The organism is Myxococcus sp. MH1, assembly GCF_059738865.1.
The window spans coordinates 9,941,391-9,967,335 of record NZ_AP026947.1 but is presented as its reverse complement, the minus strand read 5'-3'; the positions used below and the strand labels follow the sequence as shown (position 1 = coordinate 9,967,335).

Annotated in this window: 22 protein-coding genes; 11 read left to right on the top strand and 11 right to left on the bottom strand. The window is 70.7% G+C overall.

What is annotated here, in order from left to right; all coding sequences use genetic code 11:
* Nucleotides 1–14 precede the first annotated feature (14 nt).
* Entirely contained in the window at nt 15–2,279 is a 2,265-nt protein-coding gene (locus AC6JA9_RS39485) for a family 2 encapsulin nanocompartment cargo protein terpene cyclase (protein WP_426744524.1), read from the bottom strand.
* Nucleotides 2,280–2,646: 367 nt separating this feature from the next.
* Between AC6JA9_RS39485 and fdhA the strand changes: the two genes are divergently transcribed.
* Complete coding sequence (gene fdhA, locus AC6JA9_RS39480; RefSeq protein WP_141326887.1) at nt 2,647–3,843, top strand: formaldehyde dehydrogenase, glutathione-independent; 1,197 nt, start codon at nt 2,647–2,649, stop codon at nt 3,841–3,843.
* Between the two features lie 67 nt (nt 3,844–3,910).
* Here the strand turns inward: fdhA and AC6JA9_RS39475 are convergent, their stop codons facing one another.
* Nucleotides 3,911–4,408 (bottom strand): tenascin-X, encoded by a 498-nt coding sequence (locus AC6JA9_RS39475; protein WP_223749528.1) that lies wholly within the window; start codon nt 4,406–4,408, stop codon nt 3,911–3,913.
* 235 nt (nt 4,409–4,643) lie between these two features.
* Between AC6JA9_RS39475 and AC6JA9_RS39470 the strand changes: the two genes are divergently transcribed.
* The 3 genes from AC6JA9_RS39470 to AC6JA9_RS39460 all read left to right on the top strand — a co-directional run bounded on the left by AC6JA9_RS39470 (nt 4,644) and on the right by AC6JA9_RS39460 (nt 7,756).
* Entirely contained in the window at nt 4,644–6,668 is a 2,025-nt protein-coding gene (locus tag AC6JA9_RS39470; RefSeq protein WP_497958679.1) for a hypothetical protein, read from the top strand.
* 159 nt (nt 6,669–6,827) lie between these two features.
* The gene (locus AC6JA9_RS39465; RefSeq protein WP_497958678.1) at nt 6,828–7,331 is read left to right on the top strand and encodes a VOC family protein; all 504 of its coding nucleotides are present in this window, start codon (nt 6,828–6,830) and stop codon (nt 7,329–7,331) included.
* 146 nt (nt 7,332–7,477) lie between these two features.
* Nucleotides 7,478–7,756: a hypothetical protein gene (locus AC6JA9_RS39460; protein WP_267699072.1), complete on the top strand. Its 279-nt coding sequence runs from the start codon at nt 7,478–7,480 to the stop codon at nt 7,754–7,756.
* Between the two features lie 64 nt (nt 7,757–7,820).
* Here AC6JA9_RS39460 and AC6JA9_RS39455 read toward each other — a convergent pair whose 3' ends face one another.
* From AC6JA9_RS39455 to AC6JA9_RS39445, 3 genes are all read right to left on the bottom strand, one after another.
* Nucleotides 7,821–8,117: a hypothetical protein gene (locus AC6JA9_RS39455; RefSeq protein ID WP_223749532.1), complete on the bottom strand. Its 297-nt coding sequence runs from the start codon at nt 8,115–8,117 to the stop codon at nt 7,821–7,823.
* Between the two features lie 124 nt (nt 8,118–8,241).
* Nucleotides 8,242–11,217 (bottom strand): protein kinase domain-containing protein, encoded by a 2,976-nt coding sequence (locus AC6JA9_RS39450; protein ID WP_497958677.1) that lies wholly within the window; start codon nt 11,215–11,217, stop codon nt 8,242–8,244.
* Nucleotides 11,218–11,327: 110 nt separating this feature from the next.
* Nucleotides 11,328–12,188, bottom strand: a complete 861-nt coding sequence (locus AC6JA9_RS39445; protein ID WP_223749534.1) for a class I SAM-dependent methyltransferase — start codon at nt 12,186–12,188, stop codon at nt 11,328–11,330.
* A 151-nt stretch (nt 12,189–12,339) separates the two neighbouring features.
* On the opposite strand from AC6JA9_RS39445, the gene AC6JA9_RS39440 reads away from it, so the two are divergent.
* Nucleotides 12,340–12,627 carry a hypothetical protein gene (locus AC6JA9_RS39440; RefSeq protein ID WP_223782893.1) on the top strand — a complete coding sequence of 96 codons (288 nt, stop codon included), beginning with the start codon at nt 12,340–12,342 and terminating at the stop codon, nt 12,625–12,627.
* Nucleotides 12,628–12,637: 10 nt separating this feature from the next.
* Here the strand turns inward: AC6JA9_RS39440 and AC6JA9_RS39435 are convergent, their stop codons facing one another.
* Nucleotides 12,638–14,122: an alpha/beta fold hydrolase gene (locus AC6JA9_RS39435; RefSeq protein ID WP_497958676.1), complete on the bottom strand. Its 1,485-nt coding sequence runs from the start codon at nt 14,120–14,122 to the stop codon at nt 12,638–12,640.
* A gap of 65 nt (nt 14,123–14,187) precedes the next feature.
* Between AC6JA9_RS39435 and AC6JA9_RS39430 the strand changes: the two genes are divergently transcribed.
* Nucleotides 14,188–15,096 (top strand): LysR family transcriptional regulator, encoded by a 909-nt coding sequence (locus tag AC6JA9_RS39430; RefSeq protein WP_426744534.1) that lies wholly within the window; start codon nt 14,188–14,190, stop codon nt 15,094–15,096.
* Between the two features lie 76 nt (nt 15,097–15,172).
* Here AC6JA9_RS39430 and AC6JA9_RS39425 read toward each other — a convergent pair whose 3' ends face one another.
* On the bottom strand, nt 15,173–16,078 hold the full coding sequence (locus AC6JA9_RS39425) for an NADP-dependent oxidoreductase (RefSeq protein WP_497958675.1): 906 nt from the start codon (nt 16,076–16,078) through the stop codon (nt 15,173–15,175).
* Nucleotides 16,079–16,430: 352 nt separating this feature from the next.
* On the opposite strand from AC6JA9_RS39425, the gene AC6JA9_RS39420 reads away from it, so the two are divergent.
* Entirely contained in the window at nt 16,431–17,402 is a 972-nt protein-coding gene (locus tag AC6JA9_RS39420) for an aldo/keto reductase (RefSeq protein ID WP_223749539.1), read from the top strand.
* 4 nt (nt 17,403–17,406) lie between these two features.
* On the opposite strand, the gene AC6JA9_RS39415 is transcribed toward AC6JA9_RS39420, so the two are convergent.
* Nucleotides 17,407–18,135 (bottom strand): SDR family NAD(P)-dependent oxidoreductase, encoded by a 729-nt coding sequence (locus AC6JA9_RS39415; RefSeq protein ID WP_223749540.1) that lies wholly within the window; start codon nt 18,133–18,135, stop codon nt 17,407–17,409.
* Nucleotides 18,136–18,333: 198 nt separating this feature from the next.
* Here AC6JA9_RS39415 and AC6JA9_RS39410 point away from each other — a divergent pair, with 198 nt between their 5' ends.
* Entirely contained in the window at nt 18,334–18,564 is a 231-nt protein-coding gene (locus AC6JA9_RS39410; RefSeq protein WP_223782890.1) for a hypothetical protein, read from the top strand.
* Nucleotides 18,565–18,571: 7 nt separating this feature from the next.
* On the opposite strand, the gene AC6JA9_RS39405 is transcribed toward AC6JA9_RS39410, so the two are convergent.
* Complete coding sequence (locus AC6JA9_RS39405) at nt 18,572–20,350, bottom strand: CHASE domain-containing protein (protein WP_497958674.1); 1,779 nt, start codon at nt 20,348–20,350, stop codon at nt 18,572–18,574.
* Between the two features lie 104 nt (nt 20,351–20,454).
* On the opposite strand from AC6JA9_RS39405, the gene AC6JA9_RS39400 reads away from it, so the two are divergent.
* Together AC6JA9_RS39400 and AC6JA9_RS39395 are read left to right on the top strand one after the other, a co-directional pair.
* Nucleotides 20,455–22,032: a phytoene desaturase family protein gene (locus tag AC6JA9_RS39400; RefSeq protein WP_223749543.1), complete on the top strand. Its 1,578-nt coding sequence runs from the start codon at nt 20,455–20,457 to the stop codon at nt 22,030–22,032.
* A gap of 103 nt (nt 22,033–22,135) precedes the next feature.
* A complete protein-coding gene (locus AC6JA9_RS39395) occupies nt 22,136–22,990 on the top strand; it encodes a hypothetical protein (RefSeq protein WP_223749544.1) in 855 nt (284 codons plus the stop codon).
* Here AC6JA9_RS39395 and AC6JA9_RS39390 read toward each other — a convergent pair.
* Nucleotides 22,981–24,756 carry a methyl-accepting chemotaxis protein gene (locus AC6JA9_RS39390; RefSeq protein ID WP_223749545.1) on the bottom strand — a complete coding sequence of 592 codons (1,776 nt, stop codon included), beginning with the start codon at nt 24,754–24,756 and terminating at the stop codon, nt 22,981–22,983. The genes AC6JA9_RS39395 and AC6JA9_RS39390 overlap by 10 nt on opposite strands.
* A 336-nt stretch (nt 24,757–25,092) precedes the next feature.
* Here AC6JA9_RS39390 and AC6JA9_RS39385 point away from each other — a divergent pair, with 336 nt between their 5' ends.
* On the top strand, nt 25,093–25,284 hold the full coding sequence (locus AC6JA9_RS39385; protein WP_223749546.1) for a CsbD family protein: 192 nt from the start codon (nt 25,093–25,095) through the stop codon (nt 25,282–25,284).
* Between the two features lie 70 nt (nt 25,285–25,354).
* Here AC6JA9_RS39385 and AC6JA9_RS39380 read toward each other — a convergent pair whose 3' ends face one another.
* A complete protein-coding gene (locus tag AC6JA9_RS39380; RefSeq protein ID WP_015353070.1) occupies nt 25,355–25,513 on the bottom strand; it encodes a hypothetical protein in 159 nt (52 codons plus the stop codon).
* Nucleotides 25,514–25,945 lie beyond the last annotated feature (432 nt).

Here is a 25,945-nt window from a genome sequence, read left to right as displayed (position 1 = left end):
ATGTGTCGCCAGCGTCAGGGCCGGGTGGCGCGAAGCAGCTCGGCGATGCGCATCGCCGACGTGCCCAGCGGGGCGGGCTTGCCCGTCTTGAGCTTCGGCGCCGCGTCGTGGATGAGCTCCACCTCGGTGTAGCGCGTCACGCCCGCGTGCCACCGGGGGATGCCCGCCATCCACTGCTGCAACTGCTCCACGTACTTGTGCAGCTTGCCTTGCGCCTTCTCGTCCAGCTCGAAGGTGCGGATGACGGCGGGCAGCTCCTTGGCCACCAGGTGCTCGAACTGCTTCATGCGCGCGGTCATCATCTGGTTGACCACCTGCACCGCCGCGTCCTTGTCCACGCCCAGGAACTTCTGCACGACGAGCACGCAGTTGTTCAGCTCGCCCTCGAACTGGATTTCCTTCTGGTAGGAGTACAGGTCGTTGACGAAGCAGGCGTAGTCCGCGGCGGAGTTCTCCAGCGCCCGCAACGTGCGGGTATTGAAGACGTCCTCCGGCACCGCGTCGCCGTGGGACAGGCGCGCCAGCGACATGGTGAGGTCCGAGCCGAACGTCTTGCGGCGCATCTCCACATAGTCCACCGGGTCCGGCACGCGGTTGAGCAGCTGGTTGTTCAGCTCCCACACCCAGCTGTCCGTCATGTCCTGGATGGCCTTGCGGAAGAGCTTTCGGCCGCGCGGCGTCAGCGGGCCCGCCGTGCGCTTCCACAGGTCCGCCAGGCTCAGCTCCACCGGGTTGAGGGGCACCGCGGCGCTGGCCGTCTCCACGTCGTCCGGCATGAACTGCCCCAGCCGCGCGGTGAAGGCCTTGGCGCCCGCCATGTCCCGGGTGTTCGCGTAGAGCAGGGGGAAGTAGTCGTCCGCGTACGTCCCCCACACCAGCCAGCAGGCCGTCAGCTCCAACTGCTCGGGCGTCGCGTCCGGGTGGATGAGCGCGCCGCAGAGGGCCACGTCCGCCGCGTCGAACTTGTGGTCATCCCAGACGTAGAAGCCCACGCCGGGCACGACTTCGAGCAGGCCCATCTTCCGCGCCCAGGCCTTGGAGGCCCTCCGCGCATGGTCCAGGTGGGGACTGAGGTACGTGCTGTACGGCATGTAGAACTTCGGCAACGTCGTGGGGCCCACGTGCTGGCGCGGCGTGTGGCTCAGCGAGCGGGCGCGAGGCCCCATCCCCAGCGCGCCCGCCGTCAGCGGCAGCCGGAGCGCGGAGGTGCCCAGGCCCGCGGGCACCGGAATGGACAGCGCCGGGCGCTCCTGGGCGTGCTGGTTCATGTAGCGGTTGGAGCGCATGTGCCACTCGTGGCCGCCGGACTGCCAGTCCTGAAGGCCTCGCAGGTAGGTGAGCACCTGCGCCTGCTCCACCGGGTTGAGTCCGTACTCCGCGAAGAGCCACGGCAGCTCTGTGGCGAACGTCGTCTCGAACTGCTGCAGCCGCGACGTCAGCAAGTCGTTGACCAGGTCCGCGGCGCGCTGCGTGTCGCAGTCGAGGAACTTCTCCACCACCAGCACGCCGTTGGAGAGCTCCCCCTCCTCCAGGATTTCACGCTCGTAGGAGAACAAGTCGTTGCGCAGGTGCACCGCGTCCGAGAAGGTGTCCTTGAAGACGCGCATCGGCCGGCTCTTCACCACCCGGTCCGGAATCTCCGCCGCGACGGCCACCTCCACCAGGTCCGACGACCACGGCGCGCCGCCCACCTTGCGGCGCATCTCGATGTACTCGATGGGGTTGGAGACGCGCGCCTCGCTGATGTTCTCGATTTCCCACATCGACTCATCGAGCAGGTGCTTGGTGTTCTCGAAGAAGCGGCGGCGCCAGTCCATGGACATGGCGGGCACCGTGCGCTGCCACAAGTCCCACAGGCCGCGCTCCACCGGGTTGACGGGCTCCGGCGGCGTCTGGCTCATGTCCAGCGGCATGAACAGCGGCAGCCGGTCCAGGTAGGCCTGGCCGCCCTTCACGTCGCGCGAGTACTTGAAGACCTCCAGGAAGTGGTCGTCGAAGTAGAAGACCCAGACGTACCAGTCCGTGACCAGGTCCAGCACCGGCCCCGGCGCCTCGGGGTGCGTGTACGCGCAGAGCAGCGCGTAGTCCATGCCGTCGAAGCGGCGCTCGGACCAGACCTCCCGGTCCGTCCCGTCCCTCGGCGGCCCCAGGATGCCCATCTGGTAGGACCACGCCTTGGTGTGCACACGGGCGGCTTCCAGGTTCGGGTTCAGCCGCGCCGGCCACGGCACGTAGAACTCAGGCAGCTGGAATGGTTGCTTCTGACGCGCCTTGGACATGCTCACCCCTCGTTGACTGCCAGGGCTTGTACTGTCGTCTTGTTGGCACTTCCACGGATATCATTGTTGACTCGGTAAGATGTTTTATCCGCGAGATAAGACATGGCGGGATGAGCGATGACTCACCTTCTTCATAGGATGAGAAGAAGGGAGTTTCTCTCTCGGGGGTGCAATGGGAGCGTTTCATTGTCGTGACGGTGGACGCGTCTGTCTTTGCGAGCTTCTCAAAGGGTGACAGCGGCCGAGACGGCGAGGGCCTCTTCCGCCAGGCCGCCTCCGCCGTGCGTGCGGGGGCGCGCGTCCCCAGCGTTACCCGGACCTGCACGCGGCGCGGCGGATGGCCGGGCCGCCTCGGAGGAGTCCGCTCATGGCCAGCAATCGCGGCGTCGTCTATCTCGGTCCCGGCAAAGTGGAAGTCCGCTCCATTGACTATCCCAAGATGGTCAACCCGGAAGGGAAGTCCATCGAGCACGGCGTCATCCTCAAGGTGGTCACCACCAACATCTGCGGCTCGGACCAGCACATGGTGCGCGGGCGCACCACGGCGCCCAAGGGGCTGGTGCTCGGGCATGAAATCACCGGGGAGATCGTCGAGAAGGGCAAGGACGTCGAGTACCTCTCCGTGGGCGACCTCGTCACGGTGCCCTTCAACGTCGCCTGTGGCCGCTGCCGCACGTGCCGCGAGCAGCAGACGGGCGTGTGCCTCAACGTGAACAAGGGGCGCGCTGGCGGCGCCTACGGCTACGTGGACATGGGCGGCTGGGTGGGCGGACAGGCCGAGTACGTCATGGTCCCCTACGCGGACTTCAACCTCATCCGGTTCCCCGACAAGGCGCAGGCGCTGGAGAAGATCCTCGACCTGACGATGCTGTCGGACATCCTGCCCACGGGCTTCCACGGCGCCGTCACGGCGGGCGTCGGCGTGGGCTCCACGGTGTACGTCGCGGGCGCGGGGCCGGTGGGGCTCGCGGCGGCGGCCTCGGCGCAGGTGCTGGGCGCGGCGGTGGTGATGGTGGGGGACATGAACGCGGACCGGCTCGCGCACGCGAAGTCGGTGGGCTTCGTGCCCATCGACCTGAAGAAGAGCGACAAGCTGGAGGACCTCATCGCCGCCGTCATCAAGGAGCCGGAGGTGGACGCGTCCATCGACGCGGTGGGCTTCGAGGCGCACGGCCATGGCGCGCAGGCCTCGTCGGAGGCGCCCGCCACGGTGCTCAACTCACTGATGGCCATCACCCGCGCGGCGGGGGCCATCGGCATCCCCGGCCTCTACGTCACCGAGGACCCGGGCTCCAAGGACGAGTCGGCGCGCCAGGGCAACCTGCGCATGCGCTTCGGTCTGGGCTGGGCCAAGTCCCACCGCTTCTACACGGGGCAGACGCCGGTGCTGCGCTACAACCGCCAGCTCATGCAGGCCATCCTCCACGGCCGGCTGAACATCGCGAAGGTGGTCAACGCCACCGTCATCTCGCTGGATGACGCGCCCCGGGGCTACCAGGAGTTCGACGCGGGCGTGGCGCGAAAGTTCGTCATCGACCCGCACGGGACGCTCAAGAAGAAGTAGGCCCGGAAGAGACGACGCCACCGCGCCCGACACGGCTGGACGGGCGCGGTGGGGCCTTCACCTCAGCTCACCCTTCCGGGACCTGCGGGCAGGTGGACGGGTCCTGCTGGCAGCCGGGCACGCAGTCCACGTAGCACCACGTGGCCTCGTTGCCCTGGCACAAGCCGTCACCGCACGACGCGGCGCAGTCGGCCGGGCAGCTCCCCGCCCACTCACCGCCGTTGCAGATGCCATCGCCGCACCAGGTGCTCGGGGCGGTGCAGTCCTGCGGGCACGTCACCCACGTCTCGCTCCCGTTGCAGATGCCGTCGCCGCACACCGGAGCCGCGACGCAGTCCTCGGGGCAGTTGGAGGCGCTCTCGCCGTTGGCGCTGTCGCAGGAGTTGTCGCCGCAGAGATAGGTGCACGGCAGACACGCGCCGCCTCCGGCGGAGCCGCACGGACACGGGTCGCCCATCGCGGACACGGTCGTCTCCGTCGTCTCCGGGGCGGCCTCGGTGGTGCCACACGCGGCGAAGAACCCCAGCGACACTCCCGCCACGAGAACCAGCAGATGCGACTTCATCGGTGACTCCTTTAAAAGAGAAACCCGGATGCTAGTGCATCACAGGGACGATGTGACGCGTTCGTGGCGAAAGGATGTTTCACGAGGCTCCGCCCGAGCAGGACTGCCCGGTCGGCCGTGACTCACGCCGCCGCGATGTCTCGGTGGTTGCCAGGGCGTGCGGGCGCGGGCACAAGGCGCGTGGCGACGCTCCTCGGGCGATGGCCGTCCGGAGGCGCCGCTCGTCGGAGGGCAGATGTCCCGTACGTGGTGGAGCATGGTGGCGGCCGTGGGTTTCATGGCCTGTGGCACGCAGGAGCCCGTCCCGGAGGCGCCGGAGCCGGTGTCCCGCGAGCAGGCATGGGAGGGCGAGCTGGAGGTCCGGGTGGTGGACTCGCCCTCGCTCGAGCACGCGTATCAGGAGTACTTCCTCGTGGCCGGCCGCGAGCGTCGCCCGGTGGTGTTCGCGGACACCGCGCCCCAGGGGCTGGTGAGCGGGCAGCGGGTGAGGCTGCGAGGCCGTGACTCGGACGGCGCCCTCGTGGCGCACGCGGTGGAGCTGGACCCGGAGCACCGCTCCGCGAGCGTCACCCCGGCCTGTGGGGTCACGGGTGTGCAGCGCAGCCTGGTCATCCTCGCGGAGTTCCCGGGCCAGCCCACGCCGTCGCTCCCGTTGTCCATGGTGGAAGATGCGTTCTTCTCCACCACGCGCCGCTCGCTCGCGGGCTACTGGAGCGAGGTCTCCGAGGGGCGCACCACGACGACAGGTGATGTGGTGGGTTGGTACACCCTGGACCGCGCGTACTCGTGCTCGGAGACGAACGAGATGCGGGACGCGGCGATTGCCGCGGTGGGCGACGACGTGGACTTCACCGCGTATGACCGCATCTTCGTCATCCACCCGCGTCCGCTCGCGGGCTGTTTCTACGGAGGGCTCGCCACGCTGTCGTGTGGACAGGTGCCGACGCCGTCGGGCACCGTGACGGCGTCCACCGCGTGGCTGGTCGCGGAGTCCATGGACACCTATGACCGCGCCGTGCACCTCATCACCCACGAGGCCGGGCACAACCTGTCGCTCAACCACTCGCAGTCGCGCGACTTCGGCGCGGAGCCGCTGGGACTGTTGAACACGCTGGGCACGCTGGACGAGTACGGGGACTTGTTCTCGACCATGGGCCGCTGGAACCTGGGGCACTACGCGGCGCCGCACAAGGCGCGCATCGGCTGGTTGGCCTCGACCTCGGTGACGCAGGTGGACGGCGTGGGCGGCACCTTCACGCTCGCGCCGGTGGTGTCCTCCACCGGGGTGAAGGCCCTCAAGGTGCGCCGGGGACAGGGCAACGACGCGTGGCTGTGGCTGGAGTACCGCCAGCCGACGGGTGGCTACGAGCCGACGCTGCCCGCGCAGGTGTTCGGCGGCGCGCTGGTCCACTATCAGGACGGGGACACGCGCGATGGGACGCACCTGCTGGACTTCACGCCGGGGACGGCGTCCTGGAGCGACCCGGCGCTGCTGCCGGGCATCACCTGGGAGGACCCGTACAGCAACCTGTCGCTGCGCGTGGTGTCCGCGACCCCCGCCGGGCTCACCGTGGAGGTCCAGTACCGTCAGGGCTCCTGTGTCCGCGCGGCGCCTGAGATCGAGGTGACGCCGTTCGAGCCGACCGTCTACCCGGGCGCGCGCCCGGAGGTGGAGCTGTTCATCGTCAACCGCGACAGCCCGGCCTGTGGCCCCAGCACCTTCCAGCTCGCGTCCATCATCCCCACGGGCTGGAGCGCGGACCCGCTCTCCCCGCAGCGCACCATCGCCGCGTCCGGCTCCGTCTCCCTGACGCTGCAGCTCTACACGCCGTATTCGATGGCGCCGGGAACGTACACCACGGGCGTGGACGTCACCCGCTCCGGCCACACCGTGCGCGGCACCGCCACCCTCGACGTCCTCGCGCCCTGCGTGACGGCCGCGCCCACGCTGACGCTCTCGCCGACGACAGTGACGGCGGCGCCCGGCTCGCAGGTGACGTGGACCGTCCACGTGGCGAACCACGACGCGGCGTCGTGCCATTGGGTCTGGTACGACTTCTGGAACAACGACACCACGGGCTGGGACACGGAGTTCTCCGACTGGGGAGTGAACCTCCCGCCGGGCGGTGACTTCACCTTCACGATGACGAAGCACATCCCGTCGAGCGCCCGAGGGACTCACACCGTGGGCCTGGAGTTGTTCCAGGACGAGGTGGGCACCGTGGGCACGGCGATGGCCACGGTGAACGTCGTCCCCTAGCCTGTCTCACGGGAGGGGCGCCGCGGCCCCAGGCTCTCCTCCCGCCCGTGCGGACGGGCGACCCGTCGTCCGCGCGAGGGCCCCCGGGTCGCACCGCCGGGCCGCCCGCTTCGAGTCTGTGCAGCTTTGCCTTCACACACCCCACGGAGGGAACCCGCCATGTCCCAGAAGCTCCAGCGCATCACCCAGTGCCTCTGGTTCCAGAGCCACGAGCAGACGGAGGCCGCCGTCGCGCTCTACACGTCCGTCTTCCCCAACTCCCGCGTCATCACGCGCACGAAGTACACCGAGCAGAGCGCGGGACCGAGCGGTCAGCCGCCCGGCGCGGTGATGACCCTCCTCTTCTCGCTCGACGGCCAGGAACTGCTCGCGCTCAACGGCGGGCCCCACTACCAGTTCACCGAGGCGATGTCGCTCATCGTCAACTGCGAGACCCAGGCGGAGGTGGACCACTACTGGTCCCGCCTGTCCGAGGGCGGCGACGAGAAGGCCCAGCAGTGTGGTTGGCTCAAGGACCGCTTCGGCGTGTCGTGGCAGGTGGTGCCAACCGAGCTGCCCCAGCTGCTGGCCAGCTCGTCCCCCGAGAAGGGCGCCCGGGTGACACAGGCCCTGTTCAAGATGAAGAAGCTGGACCTGGACGCCCTGCGCCGCGCAGCCGGCTGAACGCGGCCGCGGTGTCTCAGGGCTCCGTGAGACACTCGCGCACAAGAGTCCTGGATGACTCAGTTTGTCGATGATGTCTCGTTTTGCTGGGTGGTGTTAGGGTATCGCCACCGGGGCGGAAGACAGACCCGGTGGAGGATACACACGTGCGGAGCAGGAACATCCTGGGTGCGTTGCTGCTGGCGGCGGGCTTCATGGTGGGCTGTGGCGGCGCGGAGCCGCTGGAGGAGACGCAGGCGGAGCTCGACACGCGCGAGGACGCGCTGCCCTTCTGCGGAAACCAGTCCTACTGGATTGATTACTACTCCGACGCGACGCTGACGAAGTGGGTCGGCTACATGAGCTGCTCCTGCTACGAGACGGCGTACATCGGTGGCCGCCGCACGTCGTTCGCGGTGACCGAGTACTCCAGCACCTGCGGCTGAGCCGTCTTCGTGTGGGAGGTGTCCGCCCGGTGCTCACGATGGAGCGCCGGGCGGTCCTCGTCGCTCACGGACAGATGTTGTAGCAACTGCCCGCGTTGCGGGCCCTGCACTCCGCGGTGGTGGCGCAGGACGAGCAATCCCACGAACAGTAGCCGAGCGCACCCGAGGGCTCCTGGACCAGGAGCGACGGCTCCACGTCCTGGGCGCCCGACATGAGCCGCTGCTGGCGCGCGGCCTCACATGCGGTGGAGGCCGGTGGCCGTTCGTCCCCAGGTCGCTCCTCCTGCGAGAGGGTGGTGACGACCATTCCCACGGCGACGGTCAACGCCAACACGAACCCCGAGGCGGGCTTCAGCATCATGCGCGGCTCCTTGTGGAAGGACTCGAGGGCATGATGCCGAGGACTCCCGCATTGCCCGCATGCGTCACCGCGCATGCCTGTGTTGTGTTGAACAGCGCTCGACGGGTCCGTTCCGCCCCCGCGCTCACGGCGCGCTCTTCGCTCCGCGCCTCGAGGCCTGACGCTGCTGGATGCTCCGGCGCAGCTTGGCGATGAGCACCTCGGGGCTGGCCGAGCGCACGATGACGTCGTCGGCGCCGGCCTCCAGGCCCGCGGTGAAGACGACGGGGTCGTCCTTGTCGACGATGAGGAAGACGGGCAGGTCCTCGGTGGCAGGCGCCTTGCGCAGCGCCTGGAGCAGCGAGTGGAGGTCTCCGTCCGGCAGCGGGTCCGCGAGCACCGCCGCGTGTGCTCCGGCGCCCAGCGCCTTCTCCACCTCCGCCCGGGTCCGCGCGCGCACCGCGGCCATGCCCTCCGCCATCAGGCGGATCTGGAGCGTCAGCGCGTTGGTGCCGTCCGTCTCCGCCACCACGACGCGGAGCGCCGCCTTGTCCGTCTGCGCGGTGGACTCCAGCTCCGCGGTGAGCGCCTCCAGCGCGGGCGCGGGGAGCCGTGGGTCCTGACGCAGCGCCTGGAGCGCCTGGGCCGCGCGCGCCGGCGGAGCCTGGGGGCTCTGGACCTCCTGGACGAAGCGCGCCGCGCACAGCAGGGCGCCGGCGGTGCGGCTCGCGGGCGGCGTGCGGTCCTCGCCCTCCGGCAGGACGGAGACGAGCAGCTCGTTCACCTCGGGCGTGGTGCTGCCCACGAGCGCGAGCGCCCGGGCGCGCGAGGGCAGGGCGAAGCGACGCGGCTCCTCCAGCCGCGCGGCCAGGGCCAGCGCGCTGGCCGCGGTGGTGACCAGGACCTCCTCCACGCGCCCCGCGCCCATGCGCGTCGCCAGCCGCCGCGCCAGCTTCGTCAGGGCGGGCGCCAGCGTCCCGCTGCCCCCCAGCATCGACAGCACGCCGTCGAGCAGTCGGGCCTGCACCTCGCCCAGCTTCGCCAGCGGGCCGCCCTCGCCCGTCAGCGCCGCGCTGTACGAGGGCAACAGCCGCACCTCGACCTTGGGGTGCGCGGCGCGCAGCTTCTGCGCCAGGGCTCCCGGCTCCGCGACTGTGTCCTCGAGCACCAGCACCAGGTCATAGCCCCCGAGCGCCAGCGCGCGAGCCGCGTCCGCCGCAGGGCTGGTGGCCGCCGCGAGCCCCTGGGACAGGAGCAGCTTCACCGCGGCCTCGCGCGGCTCGGAGGGCTCGGCCACCACCAGCACCATGCGCGCGCGCACGTCGCTCTTCACGGGCGTGGCGCGGCTGACGGGCTCTACGGGCGCGGGCTTGGGGCCCTCCAGCGTCTGTCCGTCGAGCACCCGGCGTCCGGTGAACTGCTCCGCGAACTGGAGCACGCGGGTGTCGCGCTCCTTCGCCTCGGCCGGCTCCTCCAGCTCGATGGGCGAGCGGTCCCGCACCTTCGGCATCTCGTTGTCATAGAAGCGGAGGATGGCCTTGCGGATGGCCTGCTCGGAGGCGAACAGCCCCTGCACCGACACGACGCCCGCCTTGAACTTCAGGTTGTTGGTGACCTCCACGTCGCGCGGGTCCAGCACCGCGCAGAGCAGCTCGCGGCCCTTGAGCCCGACGGGCAGGGCGCACAGCCGGTCGCACAGCTCGCGCGGCACCAGGCGCAAGAGCTCCTCCGGCACCGGCATCGTCATCAGCTGCTGCTCGGTGATGTGCGGCAGCCCGAACTGCTCGGACAGCGCGAGCACCAGGTTGTCGGGCTCCAGCCAGCGCTCGTGGACGAGCACCTGGCCCAGCCTGCCGCCGCGCTTCCTCTGAATCGTGAGCGCCTCGTTCAGGATGTGCGGCGTCACCATGCCGCGCGTCAGCAGGATGGCGCCCAATTGCTGTCGCGCCCGCACGACGCGGGTGCCGAGCAGCGGAGGCGAGCCCAGGCGCGTGGCCGGCTCGGCGCCCTGCACGGGCTGCCGGACCACGGACGTGGCCTGGGGGCCCGAGGGTGGCGGCGTCACCGGACGCAGCGTGGGCGGCGCGAGCGTGGCGGCCCCGGGGCGGCGCGCCTCCCGGGGCGGCAAAGGCGCGGGCGTCCGCATGCGCGCGAGGTCCTCGTCCACCAGGCGGATCTCCTCGCCCGGCGCGCCGGCCAGGTCCGCCAGCGGCGAGCGCCACTCGGGGAGCGCGCGGGCGAAGAGGCTGGCGATGTCGGCGGCGCCCACGCGCAGCCGGTGGTCGAAGAGGAAGCTCTGGATGCCCTCGGAGAACTCGCGGGCGGCGGGGCAGCGCGCGTCCGGGTTGGCCGCCAGCGCGCGCAGGAGCAAATCCCACAGCGGCGCGGGCACGCCCGGCAGCGGCTCCAGGGCGCGCTCGTCGAAGCTGCCCAGCGCGTGGATGATTTGCGGCGTGCTGCCCTCGAAGAGCCGCTTGCCCGCGAGCATCTCGTAGAGCAGCAGGCCCAACAGGAAGATGTCGCTGCGCTGGTTCACGGGGCGCCCGTGCACCTGCTCGGGGGAGAGGTAGTTGATCTTCCCCTTGAGGATGCCGGCCTGCGTCTCCTGCCGCTCCTCGTCGGCCACCTTGGCGATGCCGAAGTCGGCCAGCTTCACGCCGCCGTTGCTGGCCACCATGACGTTGGCGGGGTTGATGTCGCGGTGGACGATGTCGAGCGGCGCGCCGGACGGGTCCGTGCGCCCATGGGCATACGCGAGCCCGTCGGCGACCTGCTGGGCGATGAAGCAGATTTCGCGCAGGCCCAGGGGCACCTGTCGCTTGCGCGCCGCCTTGATGAGCGCGCTCAGGTTCTCCCCGTCCACGAACTCCATCACCATGTAGTACTGGCCCGCGCTCGTGCCCAGGTCCAGCACCTGCAAGACATTGCCGTGCTGCAGCGTGACGGCCAGCTTGGCCTCGCGCAGGAACAGCTCCACGAAGGACGTGTCCTGCACGAACGACGGCAGGATGCGCTTGACGGCGACAGGCTTCTCGAAGCCCTCCGCGCCCACCACCTTGCCGAGATAGACCTCGGCCATGCCTCCCGCGGCGAGCTTCTTGACGATCCGGTAGGTCCCCACGCTGTCTCCGGAAGTTGCAATGGCAGTGCAAGTGTTCCGAAGAGAGGAAAAGCCAGAATCCGGCAGGCGTACGGAGGCCCCCGCCGAAAAGCTGTCGGACTGTCGGCTGCTCAACCCTTGGGAGTGGAGGGGTGTCTGATATTGGAAGACGGGGTCGGTTGACGGATGCCGACGGTGAGGTAGGCATTGAACTGGACGACCTGTGCGCCGGGCCCCAGGTCCTGGGTGACCTTGTCCACGACAGTCTTCTCGATGTCTGGCCATTGCGCGCCCAGGGCGCGGCGGGCGAGGGCGACGGGGGCGGCGGCGCGCATCATGGCGTCGACCATGGCGGCGGTGGAGGGGTAGTGGGCGGGGACGGAGACCTGGTGGACGTGGACGTCGTCGAAGCCGGCGGCGCCCATCTCCTGCTGGCAGGTGTCGGGGTCGGACAGGGGCATGACGCCGCCGCGGGGAGCGCCCTGGCCGGGCAGCTGTTCGGCGAAGCGCTGGTAGACCAGGTTCATGGCGGGGGAGTGCTCCATGGGGCGCCAGCTGGAGACGACGGCGCGGCCGCCGGGGCGCAGCACGCGGTACAGCTCGCGGAAGCCCCGGGGGCGGTCGGGGAAGAACATGAGGCCGAAGAGGGAGAAGGCGGCGTCGAAGGTCTGCTCGGACAGCTCCAGGGCCATGCCGTCGCCGACCTGCGCGTCGATGTCGAGCCCGGCGGAGGTGGCGCGCTCACGCAGGGCGGCGAGCATCTTGGGGGCGAAGTCGATGGCGGTGACGCGCAGGCCCTGACGGGCGGCGAGCAGGGCGAGGGTGCCGGGCCCGGCGGCGACATCCAGGACGTGGGCGCCGGAGGGGGCGGCCACGCGGGTCAGCGCGTCCTTCGCGAAGTGCTCGAACACCGGGAGCAGCTCGCGCACGTACTCGGGGGCGACGAGGTTCCAGGCTTCGGGCGCGGCGAGGGGCGATGCGGTCGACGACATGGTGCGGCCTCCGGGATGGGGCGCGGATTCCACCCGAAACGGAGCGCGAGCGGGAGGTGAAATGCACGCGGACGAGGCGGTCCACGACGCGGTGCGTGCATGCGGAGGCGCGCCTTGACCCAGGAGACGTGTCACAGGAGGCTGGGAGGCCATGCGACTGCGATGGGTGGTCTGGGGCGCGCTCCTGGGGGTGCAGCTCCTCGTGACGGTGTTCCCGGTCGAGGCCTTGGGGCCGGTGGTGGCGGGCTCGGTCTATCTGCCGTTGATGTTGTTGAGTGGCCTGGGATTGCGTGTGTACGGACCTGGCGAGTCGGGAGGCTGGGCGCCGCCGTCGTTGGAGGGGTGGCTGTTGCTCGCGCTCTTCTGGGGCCTGGTGTGGTGGGCCGTGGTGTCCCTGGGCGCGCGGCTGATGCGGCCCAGGGCGGGCCTGTCGACGTAGGCCCCCGCGCTCAGGGGGGCGCGACAGCGGCGCTCTGGCCGAAGTCCGCGCCGCGCAGCTTCGTCACGCAGTCCAGGGGCAGGGGCGCTTCGGGGGCACGCAAGAAGGCGAGCGTGATTTCTCCGCCGCAGCGATTGAAGGACGCGCCGTGGCTCTGTCCCGGCATCTCGACGTAGCGCGCGTGAGGCATCGACTCGAGCAGCTGTCGCCCCCAGTCCGGAGGCGTGTCCGGGTCGAACTCGCCGGCGAACACCAGCGTGGGGACGTCGCTCGTCACCGGCGTGTTCTCCTCGGCCGGAGCGCGCGCCACGTTCCAGGCGCGGCAGGTCTCCACCGACGCCGTGCCCTGGTCCACACCCCCGAGCCCCACTGAGGGCGCCCGCTGCGCGGCGCTGCGCTGGGTGTCCTCGAAAGGAAGCTCCTCCGAGCACCAGACCGACAGCCTCAAGCCCCACGTCATCGTCGAGGGCCCCAGGCTGTCCTCCACCAGCGGCGTCAGCTCCGAGTAATCCCCCGCCGCCGCTCGCGAGATGATGCGAGGCACCAGCGGGATGCGCTTCGGGTCGTGCAGTGCCGCGTCGATGGCCCGGACGACCTCCGCGCCCCGGACCTCCACTCGCTTGCCCTCTGTCTTCGACGGATTCAACACCAGGGGTAGGGGCTTGCGGTCCGCCGCCGCGACGAGCTGGGCGAAGCGCTTGCGCAGCTCCGGGTGGGCGGCGCCACACTCCCGGTCGAGGGCGCAGCCATCGAACACCACATCGAGCACGCGCTGGAAGTTCGCGGCGGACACCTCGTCGAAGTTCACCTCGGGCGGCAGCACCGAATCGAGGATGAGCGAGCGCACCGTCCCCGGGTGCCGGCGCGCCACCGTGAGCATCAGCCGCGTGCCGTACGAGAGGCCCTGCAGGTTCAGCGTCGTGTACCCGAGCACCTGCCGGAGCGCGTCGATGTCATCCGCCGTGGCGGCCGTCGTGTAGCCATCCAGGTCCACGCCCTCGGAGGCCCACTTCGCGCGGCAGCGCCCGGCCTCCTTCGTCAGCGCGTCCTGCGCCTTCTGGCCCCGCAGCCGGCCCGCGGCAATCTCCCCCTTGAGCGCGTTGATGCCCGGGCACTCGAGCGCGGGCTGCGCCAGCTTCCCGCCACGAGGCTCCAGGACCAGGAAGTCGCGCTCATCGAGCAGCGGGTTGCGCTTGCCGGAACGCACGTTGGAGACGGCGCTGACGCCGGGCCCGCCGGGCATGAAGAGCAGGGGGTCCGGGGCCGGCTTCTGGGCGCGGCTGCGCAGGCGCATCGCCGGGAGCTTGATGAGGCGGCTGTCCGCCTTCTGTCGGTTCTCCGGGACGACGAGCAGGCCGCAGTCGATGGCCTCGTCGGACGCGACGGTGGCGGGGCAGGGCGTCGGCTCGAAGCGGGGGACGGCCTCCGGGGCCGAGGCATGGGCGGTGAATCCGAGGAACAGCCCCGTCACGAGGACGAAGAAGCGCGAGGACATGGGGGACTCTAGACCCGGCGTTCGAAGCGGCGTCCAATACGGAAAAACCACCCTGTGATAACGCAGTGAAATCACCGCCCCTCGACACCCGTCGCCTCAGTTGTTTCATCGCGGTCGCGGAGACGCTGCACTTCCGCAAGGCCGCCGAGCGGCTCCACCTCGCGCAGCCGGCGCTCAGTCAGCAGATTCGCCGGCTGGAGGAGGAGCTCGGCTGCCAGTTGCTGCGCCGGGACCGACGGCGCGTGGAGCTGACCCCCGCGGGACAGGCCCTGTTGGACGCGGGGCGGCGCGTGCTCGTGCACCTCTCCCATGCGACGGAGGCCGCGCAGCGCACGGCGGCGGGGCAGCAGACGTTGCTGCGCGTCGGCTTCCTGAGTCCGGCCTCGTTCTCGCTCGTGCCCGAGGTGCTCCGTCGACTGCGCGCCGCGCACCCGGAGGTCCACCTGATGTTGCGTGAGGCGGACAGCACGACGTTGTTGGAGGAGGTGCGACTGGGAGGGCTCGACGTGGCCTTCGTGCGAGGCCCCGTGACGGCGTCGGGAGTGCGCATCGACACGCTCCGTCGCGAGCGGCTCGTCGTCGTGCTGCCCTCGGGGCATCGACTGGCACGCAAGACGCGAGTGCCCCTGGAGCAGCTCGCCGACGAACCGTTCATTGGCTTTCCGCGGGACACGGCGCCCTCGCTGCATGACGCGGTGACGGGGATGTGCCTGGAGGCGGGCTTCGCGCCGACCTTCGTGGCGGAAGCAGGGGAGTGGTTCACCATCGTCAGCCTGGTCGCCGCGGGGCTCGGCTGCGCCCTGTTGCCGGAGTCCGTGCGCACCTTCACGCGCGAGGGCGCCGTCTATCGCTCCATCGCCGGACACGCACGACACGTGGAGCTCGCCATCGCGAGAGGCCCCACGCCACCGGGCCCCTCCCTGCGCGCCTGTCTGCGAATCGTCTCCGCGCTGACGGACGTGGACCTGCTCTGAAGCGACGCATCCAAGGGGCTCGACGAGGAGTCCCCGGGCTCACGTCCGGGGACTCCTCCGGGACCGAGCCGAGAGCTCAGTTGACGAGCAGCACCTTGCCAGTGCCGCCCTTCTCCGCGTGCTTCTGGGCGTCCTTCGCCTCATCCAGCTTGAACGTCTTGCCAATCGGGATGGTCAACTCGCCCTTGGCCACGCTCTCTCCCAGCTGGGCGAGCCGGCGTCCATCCGGGTGCGAGAAGAAGCTGCTCACCTGGAAGCCCTTCTCCTTCGCCCCCTTCGGCTCCTCCACCACGCTGCACACCCGTCCGCCGCGCTTCACCTTGTCCAACACCGCCGCCACGGCCTTGCCGCCCACCGTGTCCGCCACGGCGTCCAGTGTCGGCAGCTTCGCGATGTCGCTCGCATCCTCCAGCGCGACCACCCCGTCCACGCCGAGCTTCCGGGCCTCCTCCACCTGCGTGGCCCGTACGCCCGCCCAGACCTTCGCCCCCCGCGCCTTCGCCGCGAACAGGGCCGCGCGTCCCACCGCCCCCACCGCGCCGGTGACGAGCACCGTGTCCCCCGGGGCCGGCTTCATCTGCTCCTCGATCAACTGCACGCCCGTCAGGGTCACCAACGGCAGCGCGGCCGCGTCCTTCAGCTCCAGCGAGTCCGGCACCCGGGCCCAGACCTCCTCGGGGGCGACCACCGTCTCCGCATAGCCCGAGGACACCACGCCCATCACCCGGTCGCCCTTCTTGAAGCCCTTCACGCCCTGCCCCACCTCGACGACCTCTCCCGAGACGTCCCGTCCGAGGATGGCGGGGAACGTCACCGGCATCACTTCCTTCATGTCGCCTCGACGAATCTTCCAGTCGACCGGGTTGATGCTCGCGGCGATGACGCGCACCTTCACGTCTCCCGGGCCCACCTTCGGCTCGGGCATCTCCGTCACGACGAGGTTGTCCGCATCTCCATAGGCCTTCAGCACGACGGCTTTCATGGGGTGGCTCCCGGAATGAAGTGGCTCGAAGCGCGCTCCAACGACGGACCAACGATAAGTACCGACGAAGAGGTCGCCATCGTCCGCGGGCGCCTGACTCCCTGGCCACCCCTCACGAGGACTCCTGGAGGCGCTGCGTGCCTCCGCCTGCTTGACCGCCTTCGGTTCCCCACGTCGCGGTGAAACGAAGAGGAGGGGCGCGCTGACTTGTGTCGCCTGCGCACGACAACCCCCCGAAGTCCGTCCAGGACGCTCGACTCGGCCCCGGTGACTCGTCACTGTACGCGGCGCCTGGCGGCCTGGGCCGGACCGCCGTGGCGCGCTGGAGTCCCTCGGCCGCGAAGGAGTCGCCATGCAGTACACGAACCTGGGTCGCTCGGGGCTCTCCGTCAGTCGGCTGTGTCTGGGCACGATGAACTTCGGCTGGAACACCGAGGAGCCCGAGTCCCACGCCATCATGGACACCGCGCTGGAGCGCGGCATCAACTTCTTCGACACCGCCAACGTCTACGGCTTCGGCGACAACAAGGGCCGCACCGAGCAGGTCATCGGCAACTGGTTCGCCCAGGGCGGACGGCGCCGCGAGCGCACCGTGCTCGCCACCAAGGTCTACGGCCCCATGGGCGACTGGCCCAACGAGGGCAAGCTGTCCGCCCTCAACATCCGCCGCGCCCTCGACGCCAGCCTCAAGCGCCTGCGCACCGACTACATCGACCTCTACCAGTTCCACCACGTCGACCGCGCCACCCCGTGGGAGGAGATCTGGCAGGCCCTCGAGGTCGCCGTCACCCAGGGCAAGGTGCTCTACGTCGGCAGCAGCAACTTCGCCGGCTGGCACATCGCCCAGGCCCAGGCCGCCGCCACACGGCGCGACTTCCTGGGCCTCATCAGCGAGCAATCCCTCTACAACCTGCTGGCGCGCACCGTGGAACTCGAAGTGCTCCCCGCCGCCCGCCACTACGGCCTGGGCGTGCTGCCCTGGTCCCCCCTCCACGGCGGCCTGCTCGGCGGCGTGCTCAAGAAGGAGCGCGAGGGCAAGCGCCGCCTGGAGGGCCGCGCGCGAGAGGCCCTCCAGAAGAACCAGGAGAAGATCGAACGCTACGAAGCCCTCGCCGCCGAGCTGGGCCACGAGCCCGGAGACGTCGCGCTCGCGTGGCTTTTGCACCAGCCCGCCGTCACCGCGCCCATCATCGGACCGCGCGTGGCGGGCCAGCTCGACGCCGCCCTGCGCGCGCTCGACGTGAAGCTCGATGAGAAGACGCTGGCCCGGCTGGACGAAATCTTCCCGGGCCACAAACCCGCGCCCGAGGACTACGCCTGGTAATGCCTCACACCGCCGTCCAGCCACCGTCGACGTCCAGCACCATGCCGGTGGCATAGGCACACGTCGCCAGGAAGAACGCCGCGTCGGCCATGTCCCGGGGAGCGCCCGCTCGCTTCATCGGGACGTGGGCGGCGAGCGTGTCCAGGAACGCCCCCACCTGCGTCACCGGCACGCCCCAGTCGATGGCCGTGTCCTTCGTGAGCCCGGGTGACAGCACGTTCACCCGGAGGCCCCGGGGCGCCAGCTCCACCGCGAGCGAGCGCCCCATGGCGTTGATGCCCCCACACAGCCCCGCCCCGCCCGCGTAGTTCGCCAGCGCCGCGTGCCCGGCGATGCCCGAGCACAACAGGATGGCGCCCCCTTCCCGCATCTTCGGCACCGCGTGACGCACCGCGGAGAGCTGTCCGAAGAAGCGGTCCTTGAACAGCGCCTCCCAGGCGCTCATCGGCACCGTCTCCACCGGCCCGAACACCGCGCCGCCCGCGCACGTCACCAGCAGGTCCACCCGGGGCACCGACTCCATCAGCCGCACCACCTGGGCCTCGTCTCCCACATCCGTCACCACGCCGCGCGCGCCATGGCCAATCCGCGCCACCGCCTCGTCCAGCCGCCCCTGACGCCGGCCGGCGATGACCACCTCCGCGCCCTCGCTCGCGAAGCGCTCGGCGATGGCCAGCCCGATGCCCGTGGCCCCGCCCGTGATGACCGCGATTCGTCCATCCAATGCACCCATGGTTTGCCTCCTCGTGTCTGGGTATCCATCGCCGCTGACTGCATACGGCGCGAAGGCGTGGGACTGGCGCTCACGATTCATGCGCCACCCGGCGCCCACGTGTGTCCTGGAGTCGAACTAGACAGTCCAGACAACCGTGGGGCAAGGTCGAGTTCCCCTCCGAGGGTGGGCCACCCTCCTTGCGCCGGAGTACACACCATGCGTCGCTTTGTCGTGTTGGTTTCGCTGCTGGGGCTGTCCGCGTGCGGTGGAGGAGTCGAAGCCGAGCCGCAGCCCGAGTCCCCCGCACAGACGGAGCAGGGGCTCTGTACTGGCAATGCCTGGGAGTGTTTCTGCGCGCAGTACAAGACGCAGGCGACGTGCAACCAGGCCTCGTCGGGAGCCCGGCACTGCGTCTGGCAGAACAAGTGCCTGCCGACCTACGAGTGAGCTGACCTCAAGGGGTGTCCATGAGGGGCGGCCCGGCGCGAGGAAGGTGGACGATGAAGGTGGAGCCCTCGCCCGGGCGGCTCTCCAGGAGGATGCGGCCCCCATGGGCCTCCACGAGCTGGCGGGTGATGAACAAGCCCAACCCCAGCCCGCCGTAGTGCCGGCTGGACACCGCGCGCTCGAAGCGGTCGAAGACGCGCGCGGCGTCCTCGGGGGCGATGCCGATGCCCCTGTCTTGCACCTCCACGCGCGCCAGCTCCGCGTCGCCGCGCACGCGCACGTCCACCGGCGCGCCGTGCCCGTACTTGAGCGCGTTGGACATCAGGTTGGTGAGGACCTGCTCCAGGCGCAGCCGGTCCCACCGGCCCGTCATCGGCTCGGGCGCGTCCACCTCCAGCCGCACGCCCGCGGCCTGGGCCTCCGCCTCGAAGCGACGCGCCAGCTCCCGCACCAGCTCCCCCAGCTCCACGTCCTCCAGCTGCAGCTCCATCCGCCCGCTCGACAGGCGCGCCACGTCCAGCAGGCTGTCCACCAGCTTGGTGAGCCGGGTGGTCTGCCGCTCGCACGTCTCGACTCCGCGCTCCAGCCGCTCCGCGTCCAGCGGCCCCGGCTGCCTCAGCTGTCGGAAGAGCAGCTGCAGCTGGAGCTTGAGCGAGGTGAGCGGCGTGCGCAGCTCGTGCGCGGCCACGCTGAGGAACTCGTCGCGCACGCGCACCGCGGCCTGGGCCTCATCGGCCAGCCGTCGATGCTCGGCGCTGGCCTGCTCCGCCAGGGCGCGCGCGTTCACCTGCGCGCGGGTGACGAGGAAGAGCAGCAGCGACATCAGCAGGCCGCCGCCCGCCACCGTGAAGGGATGGCTGGAGCGCGTGCCCCTCATGAAGGCCTCGCGGGTGGTGAACACCAACGTCCACGGCACCCCGGCCACCTGCACGGTGAGCTGCTGCCGGAGCCCCCCCGCGTCCGGCGCGCCGGGGTGCGAGGTGTAGAGCCGCGCCGGCTCGCTCACGGTGGCGCCGTCGTAGATGGTCAGGTCGATGGTGGACTGGAAGCCCTGGAAGCGCAGGCCCTCCACGAAGTCCTTCATGCGGAAGGCGCCGAAGACGAACCCCTCCAGCCGCTCGCCGCGGGCCTGGGGCGTGGTGGGCTCCACCATCCCCGCGTAGAGCGGGACGTAGATGACGAAGCCCGCCTGGGCCACCTGGTCCACGGGCTCGGAGACCAGCTGCACCTTGCCGGTGGCCGCGGGCAGGCCGCTTCGCATCGCGCGCTCCAGCGCCGCCCTGCGCGCCGGCTCGGACATGATGTCGAACCCGAGCACCCGGAGGTTGTTCACGTCGAACGGCTCCACCAGGTCGACGACGGCGTGGTGCTCGCGCGCGTCCTCGGGCCACACCCGGTACTGGGGGAAGCCCTCCTGGCGCATCCGGGCCTCGTGCCGCGCCAGCTCGTCCCGGCTCAGCCACCGCGCCAGGCCGACGGCCTGGATGCCGGGGTAGCGCTGGCGCACCTCCAGGCTCTCCGTGTACGCGCGGAACTCGCGCCGCTCCACCGCCTCGCTGCCGGTGAAGACGCCGCGCGTGCCCAGGAGCATGGCCTGGTAGACGTCCAGGCGCTGCAGGAGGGCCACGGAGCCGTCCGCGGTGGCGTCATCGAAGAGCTGCTGCCTGCGCAGGCTCACCCCCCGCCGGATGTACGTGGTCGCCCCCGCCGTGACGAGCAGCCCCATCAGCAGGGCGAGGAGGGCGGCCGCGTTGCGGCGCACGTGGGAGGCGAGGGAGGTCGACACGAGTGTCCTCCAGGAGAAACGCCCGGGCCTGAAACACAATCCCCGTCCATCCGTCCGCGTGAGCGACACTGCAACGGCTGCTCGCTCGGGGCATTCTAGGAGCCATGGTGCGTCACGTCATCGTCGTGGGAGCAGGACCGGGCGGGCTGTCCGCCGCCATCAACCTGGCCGGGCAGGGCTTTCGCGTCACCGTGGTGGAGAAGGACCCGGTGCCCGGAGGGCGGATGAAGGGGCTGACGCTCGGAGCCCAAGGCGAGTACACACTCGACACGGGGCCCTCCATCCTCCAACTCCCGGGGGTGCTGGAGCGCATCTTCGAGCGCTCCGGACGTCGGCTGGCGGACTACGTGAAGCTGGTCCCGCTGGACGTCAACACGCGGCTGCACTTCTGGGATGGCTCCCAGCTGGACACCAGCCGGGACCCCGCGCGGATGGAGGCGGAGGTGGCGCGCTTCGGTCCCCAGCAGGTGGAGGGCCTCAGGCGCTGGCTCGCCGAGGGGAAGGACAAGTACGGCATCGCGTACGAGAAGTTCATCTGCACGCACGCGGGCAGCCTCGCCTACTACGCCCCCTGGCGGCTGGCCTCCACGCTGCGCTTCAAGCCCTGGCAGACGCTCTACAAGCACCTGGACTCGTTCTTCCACGACGACCGGCTGACGTACGCGCTGGCGTACCCGTCGAAGTACCTGGGTCTGCACCCGACGACGTGCTCGTCGGTGTTCAGCGTGATTCCCTTCATCGAGCTGGCCTTCGGGGTGTGGCACGTGGACGGCGGCTTCCGGGAGCTGGCGCGCGGGATGATGCGGTGCGCGCAGGACCTGGGCGCCACGTTCCGGATGGGCGCGCCCGTCAAGCGCGTGCGCGTGGAGGCAGGGCGCGTGGCGGGCGTGGAGCTGGAGGGCGGCGAGGTGCTGGAGGCGGACGCGGTGGTGCTGAACGCGGATCTGCCCTACGCGGCGACGAAGCTCTTGTCGGCCGAGGCGCGTGAGGGCTCGCGGCTGACGGACGCGGCGCTGGAGAAGGCGAAGTATTCGTGCAGCACGTTCATGGCGTACTACGGCCTGGACACGCGCTACGACGATTTGCCGCACCACCTCATCTACCTCTCGGAGTCGGCGCGGCGCACGGACCGGGACGCGCTGGAGGACCGGGAGCTGGACGTGGACGACCCGCCCTTCTACGTGTGCAACGCGTCGGTGACGGACCCGAAGGGGGCGCCGGAGGGACACTCGACGCTCTACGTGCTGGTGCCCACGCCGAACACGGCGCGGCCGGTGGACTGGGCGAAGACGGAGGCGACGCTGCGCGAGCGCATCCCGGCGATGCTGGAGAAGGTGGGGCTCAAGGGCGTGCGTCAGCACATCCGCGCGGAGCGCTACTTCACGGCCCAGACGTGGCGGGACGAGTTCAACGTGTTCCGGGGCGCGGTCTTCAATCTCTCGCACACGTGGATGCAATTGGGCCCGCTGCGGCCGCGGGTGAAGAGTCCGGACGTGGAGGGGTTGTATTGGGTGGGCGGAGGCACGCACCCGGGCAGCGGACTGCTCACCATCATGGAGAGCGCGAACATCGCGGCGGACTACCTGACGCGCGAGGCGGGCAAGGGGCCGCTGCCGGGCTGGCCGTACGTGCCGCCGCTGGAGGATGAGGCGCGGTCGGCGCCCCAGGCGCGCGCAGGCTGACGCGGCACTGCGCCGCGTCACTCCGGCCGCGCCTCCTCTCCAGCCATGCAGGCCAAGGGGGCCCGGCTCGCAACGAGGCCCCACGGATGCGAAGCTGTCTCCCATGCCGTTCTTCATCCCATTCGCGGTGGGAGGCCTGGTGCTGACGGCGCTGGGGCTCGGTGCGAAGAAGGTCTGGGACCAGGGCCGCGTCGTCGAGTCCCCCGCGCTCGCCCAGGCCCGTGAGCGACACGCCGCCGCGCTCGGCGCGCTCAAGTCCGCCCGGCTGCGCGTGCGCACGGGCCTCGCCTCCTACGGTGAGCGTCAGGCCCGTGCCCGAGCGGAGGTCGTCGAGCCCCTGCGAGGACTGCTCGCGCGACTGGAGCGCTGGGAGCACGCGAAGCGGGAGGACGTGCTCCCGCCCGAGGCCCTCGCGGCCCTGGAGGCGCTGCCCTCCGAGCCCGTCTCCCGCGCCGCGCGCCGGGCATGGCCCCTCTTGGGCGCGGGCGCGCCCGTGCCCCCCGGCTGGGAGCCCGTGCTCACGTGGATGGAGCGAGGCTGGCTGCAGGAGGACGCGGCCCCGGTGGTCGTCGATGGGGTCTCCCTGTTCGAGGCCGCGGCGCCATGGGCCTCGGCGAGCACCGTGGAGGACACCGACGAGGCCCGCGTGCGTCAGCTGGACGCCTGCGCGGCGACGCTCCGACAGGCCACGGAGTTCCTCGACGCCCTGCTCGGAAGGCTCACCTCGCTGGAGACCCGCGTGGGCGCGCTCCAGTCGAGGGCCGAGGTCCAGCTTGCGTACCTGGACGCGGCGAGCTTCGAGCAGGACGGCCCCGAGCCCCGCGAGCGCCTCGGCCGCCTGGGCCTGCTCGTGGGCCGGCTGGTGGTGCTGCTCCGCGCCCCGGTGCTGGGGCCCGACGGGCGACTCGAACCCGAGCCGCCCGTGTCCCCCGAGGAGGCCGCGCTCGCTCAGACGTAGCGCTGGGCCAGCTGCGACACCTGTCCGGTGGCGTGGGTGACGGCGACGGCCGCCTGCTGCGTGGTGTCCAGGTGGCGCAGCGTGTCCGTGGTCAGCTCATCCAGCTCGCGCACCGCGGCGAACAGCTGGTCCACGCCCTGGTGCTGCTGGGCCACGGCCTCGGCGATCTGCCGCACTGCGGACGCGGACTCGCGCGACAGCGTGGCCAGTTCGCGCAGCCGCTCGCCGCTGGTGCGAAGCGGCGCCAGCGCCGTCTCCACCCCCGCCGCGCTCCGGTCCGTCATCTCCGTGGCCTGGGTGGCCGCCGAGGCCATCGTCTCCAGCAGCCCGCGCACCTGGTTGGTCGCCTGGACGGACTGGTCCGCCAGCTCGCGCATCTGCCGCGCCACCACGCCGAAGCCCTTGCCGTGCTCACCCGCGCGCGTGGCCTCGATGGCCGCGTTGATGGCCAGCATGTGCGACTGGTCCGCCAGCGCCTTCACCACCTCCGACACGCGGCCGACCTCCCGCGCGCGCTGCTCCAGGTCCTGCATCTGCCCGTGCAGCCCGTCGGCGATGTCGCGGATGGACGCGAGGCCCTTCTCGGTGCCCTGCAGCGACTCCTCGCCCAGCCGGCCCACCGCGGCGGCGCGCTCGGCCACCTGGAGGATGCTGGTGGCGCGAGAGGCCGCCACGTGCGACGCCTGCTGGATCTCCTGCGCCGTGGCGCGCGCCTGGTGCAGCGCCGCCGCCTGCCGCGACAGCGTCTGGTTCTGCTGGTTGCTCGCCTCCGACAGCCGCGTGCCCGCCTGCGCCAGGTCCCCCGCAGACGTGCGCAGCGAGCGCGGCAGCTCCTGCAGCCGCTGGTACAGCTGCCATGTGGTCGCGGCCAGGTCGCCCAGCTCGTCCGTGGACACCCACCGCGGCGGCGCCGCGCGGCCCTCCACCAGCGCCTCCAGCGACGCGCCCACCGCGCGCGAGCCCTTGGCCAGCCGCCGCGCCGCCCACGCCGCCGTGAGGATGGAGCCCAGCGCCGCGTAGCCGCCGAACATGACGACCGGCAGCACCAGGTCCTTCTGCAGCGGCGCCACCGTGGCGCGCACCTGCGCCGCCGACGCGGCCTGGCCCTTCGACTCGATGTCCTTCGCCAGCGCCCCCAGCTCCCGCTCGATGCGCAGGTTCAGCGTCACGACGCTCGTCAGACACGTGACCAGCAGCGCGGAGACGACGGTGGCGGGCAGCAGCCACAGCTGTCGGGGCGCGAAGCCCTCTCCGGCGGGCCGCGCGCTGGGCGCCTTCTGGTAGGCGTCCAGCACCGTGGGCATCAGCACCTGCTCATAGAGCATGTACAGCAGCGGGCTGCTGAACAGCCCCGCGCTCATCGACACCGCCACGCCCACCGGCACCACCGACATCGGCCGGTCCAACAGGAACGCCACGCCCCCGTTGAACAGCACCCCGCCGATGAACCACGACACCATCGACTCGCCGAACGCCAGCTGCGACGGGATGCGGATCAACCGCTCCACCCGCAGCCGCCCTTGCGTCGCCATGGCCCGCTTCAGGAGCCACGGCAACACCACCATCGGCTGCGCCACCGCGCACAGCCCCAGCACCAGCGGCGTGATGACTCCCAGCAGGATGCGCGTCGCCTTCGGCCCCTCCAGTGACAGCAATTGCATGTCCACGTACAGGGCCGGGCAGAAGGCCACCGTCGTGATGAGGGAGCGCAACAGGTACATCCGCCGGAACAGCGCGCCAGGGGTCGGAAGCGGAGGAGTGGACATCGGGAAGCAGTGACTCCGGGGTGGCAGTGACTTCAGCGTGCGGGGCAGCGCGCCTTGCGTCAATGTCCCGTTTCAGCAGGGGGGAAGGATTCCAACCAGGGAGCGTCTCGGGCTCCCCCCATTCCACTGGGGCCACCGGACCTCCGCAAGTCCGTGGCCGCGCTTCGCTCGCCTGAATGTCTGGGTATTTTCCTTGAATTGCGGGACTGCTTCTGGAAGGGGCCGGCCCCCGCCACCCGAGCAGGCGAGCGGCCTGGCCCTCCTGCACGACTCCAGGGCCATGCCCACACTCACTCCACAACGGCTCTCACGAGCTCACAGCCACAGGAGAGTGACATGGGTGAGTTGATCGACAAGGCCAAGGGCAAGATCAAGGAGACCGTGGGCGCGGCCACCGGCGACCGTTCGCTGGAAGCGGAGGGCAAGGTCGACACGGCCAAGGGCCACGCCAAGGAGAAGCTGGAGGACGCCAAGCGCGCCGTCCGGGACGCGGTGGACGACGACAAGCCGCGCCGCGACGAGTTCTGATTCTCGGCGACGAGCAAACCAGCACACGGCCGGGTCGCGGGGAGGCTCTCCTCGCGGCCCGTCGCCGTGGCTAGCGCTTCACCTCGGGCGGACACGCCACCTCGAGGAACGTCGTGGTCTTCCCGCTGAGCATCACCCACAAGCAGCGCAGCACACAGCCCGCGCCGAACTCTCGGTAGATGAGACCCAGATTGGTGACCACCTCTCTTCCGGTGATGACGCCGCGCATTGGTCCTCCCCCTTCTTCAGCTTCCCGTCCGTCCCGCCACCACCCACCGCGCTGTCGTCGGAGCCCTTCTGCAAAGCTCCGGCCGCTTCCCGCGCGGCCCGCTGAAGACGCTCTGTTGCTCCGCGAACGTGCCAAGCGCGCCAATCTCCAGGCAGGAATGCGCGCGTGGAACTCCCGTGAGGGATACGGATGCGGCGCGCCTGGAGTTTTTTCAGGGGGACACCCCACGGTGTGAGGCGGCCGTCCGCCCCCACTCCGCACGGCCCCGCGGGACGGGAGTCGTGCTCCACCCTCACTCGAGGACGAGTCGTGTGACGCTGGCCGCCAGTCGTGTGACGTGGGCCGCCACACGCGAGGACCGAAGGGCTCCTCCGCCCGCTCGTGCACACGGCGTCCCCGGGGCGAGGGTGGCATCCCGGCGCGGCCGCCTGA

Coding starts and splice junctions, on each gene's coding strand:
- AC6JA9_RS39440 (WP_223782893.1), top strand. CDS start 12,340: ATGCGACTGCGATGGGTGGTCTGGGGCGCGCTCCTGGGGGTGCAGCTC.
- AC6JA9_RS39425 (WP_497958675.1), bottom strand. CDS start 16,078: ATGAAAGCCGTCGTGCTGAAGGCCTATGGAGATGCGGACAACCTCGTC.
- AC6JA9_RS39410 (WP_223782890.1), top strand. CDS start 18,334: ATGCGTCGCTTTGTCGTGTTGGTTTCGCTGCTGGGGCTGTCCGCGTGC.
- AC6JA9_RS39435 (WP_497958676.1), bottom strand. CDS start 14,122: ATGTCCTCGCGCTTCTTCGTCCTCGTGACGGGGCTGTTCCTCGGATTC.
- AC6JA9_RS39380 (WP_015353070.1), bottom strand. CDS start 25,513: ATGCGCGGCGTCATCACCGGAAGAGAGGTGGTCACCAATCTGGGTCTC.
- AC6JA9_RS39420 (WP_223749539.1), top strand. CDS start 16,431: ATGCAGTACACGAACCTGGGTCGCTCGGGGCTCTCCGTCAGTCGGCTG.
- AC6JA9_RS39455 (WP_223749532.1), bottom strand. CDS start 8,117: ATGATGCTGAAGCCCGCCTCGGGGTTCGTGTTGGCGTTGACCGTCGCC.
- AC6JA9_RS39415 (WP_223749540.1), bottom strand. CDS start 18,135: ATGGGTGCATTGGATGGACGAATCGCGGTCATCACGGGCGGGGCCACG.
- AC6JA9_RS39395 (WP_223749544.1), top strand. CDS start 22,136: ATGCCGTTCTTCATCCCATTCGCGGTGGGAGGCCTGGTGCTGACGGCG.
- AC6JA9_RS39470 (WP_497958679.1), top strand. CDS start 4,644: ATGTCCCGTACGTGGTGGAGCATGGTGGCGGCCGTGGGTTTCATGGCC.
- AC6JA9_RS39400 (WP_223749543.1), top strand. CDS start 20,455: ATGGTGCGTCACGTCATCGTCGTGGGAGCAGGACCGGGCGGGCTGTCC.
- AC6JA9_RS39465 (WP_497958678.1), top strand. CDS start 6,828: ATGTCCCAGAAGCTCCAGCGCATCACCCAGTGCCTCTGGTTCCAGAGC.
- AC6JA9_RS39390 (WP_223749545.1), bottom strand. CDS start 24,756: ATGTCCACTCCTCCGCTTCCGACCCCTGGCGCGCTGTTCCGGCGGATG.
- AC6JA9_RS39445 (WP_223749534.1), bottom strand. CDS start 12,188: ATGTCGTCGACCGCATCGCCCCTCGCCGCGCCCGAAGCCTGGAACCTC.
- AC6JA9_RS39485 (WP_426744524.1), bottom strand. CDS start 2,279: ATGTCCAAGGCGCGTCAGAAGCAACCATTCCAGCTGCCTGAGTTCTAC.
- fdhA (WP_141326887.1), top strand. CDS start 2,647: ATGGCCAGCAATCGCGGCGTCGTCTATCTCGGTCCCGGCAAAGTGGAA.
- AC6JA9_RS39475 (WP_223749528.1), bottom strand. CDS start 4,408: ATGAAGTCGCATCTGCTGGTTCTCGTGGCGGGAGTGTCGCTGGGGTTC.
- AC6JA9_RS39385 (WP_223749546.1), top strand. CDS start 25,093: ATGGGTGAGTTGATCGACAAGGCCAAGGGCAAGATCAAGGAGACCGTG.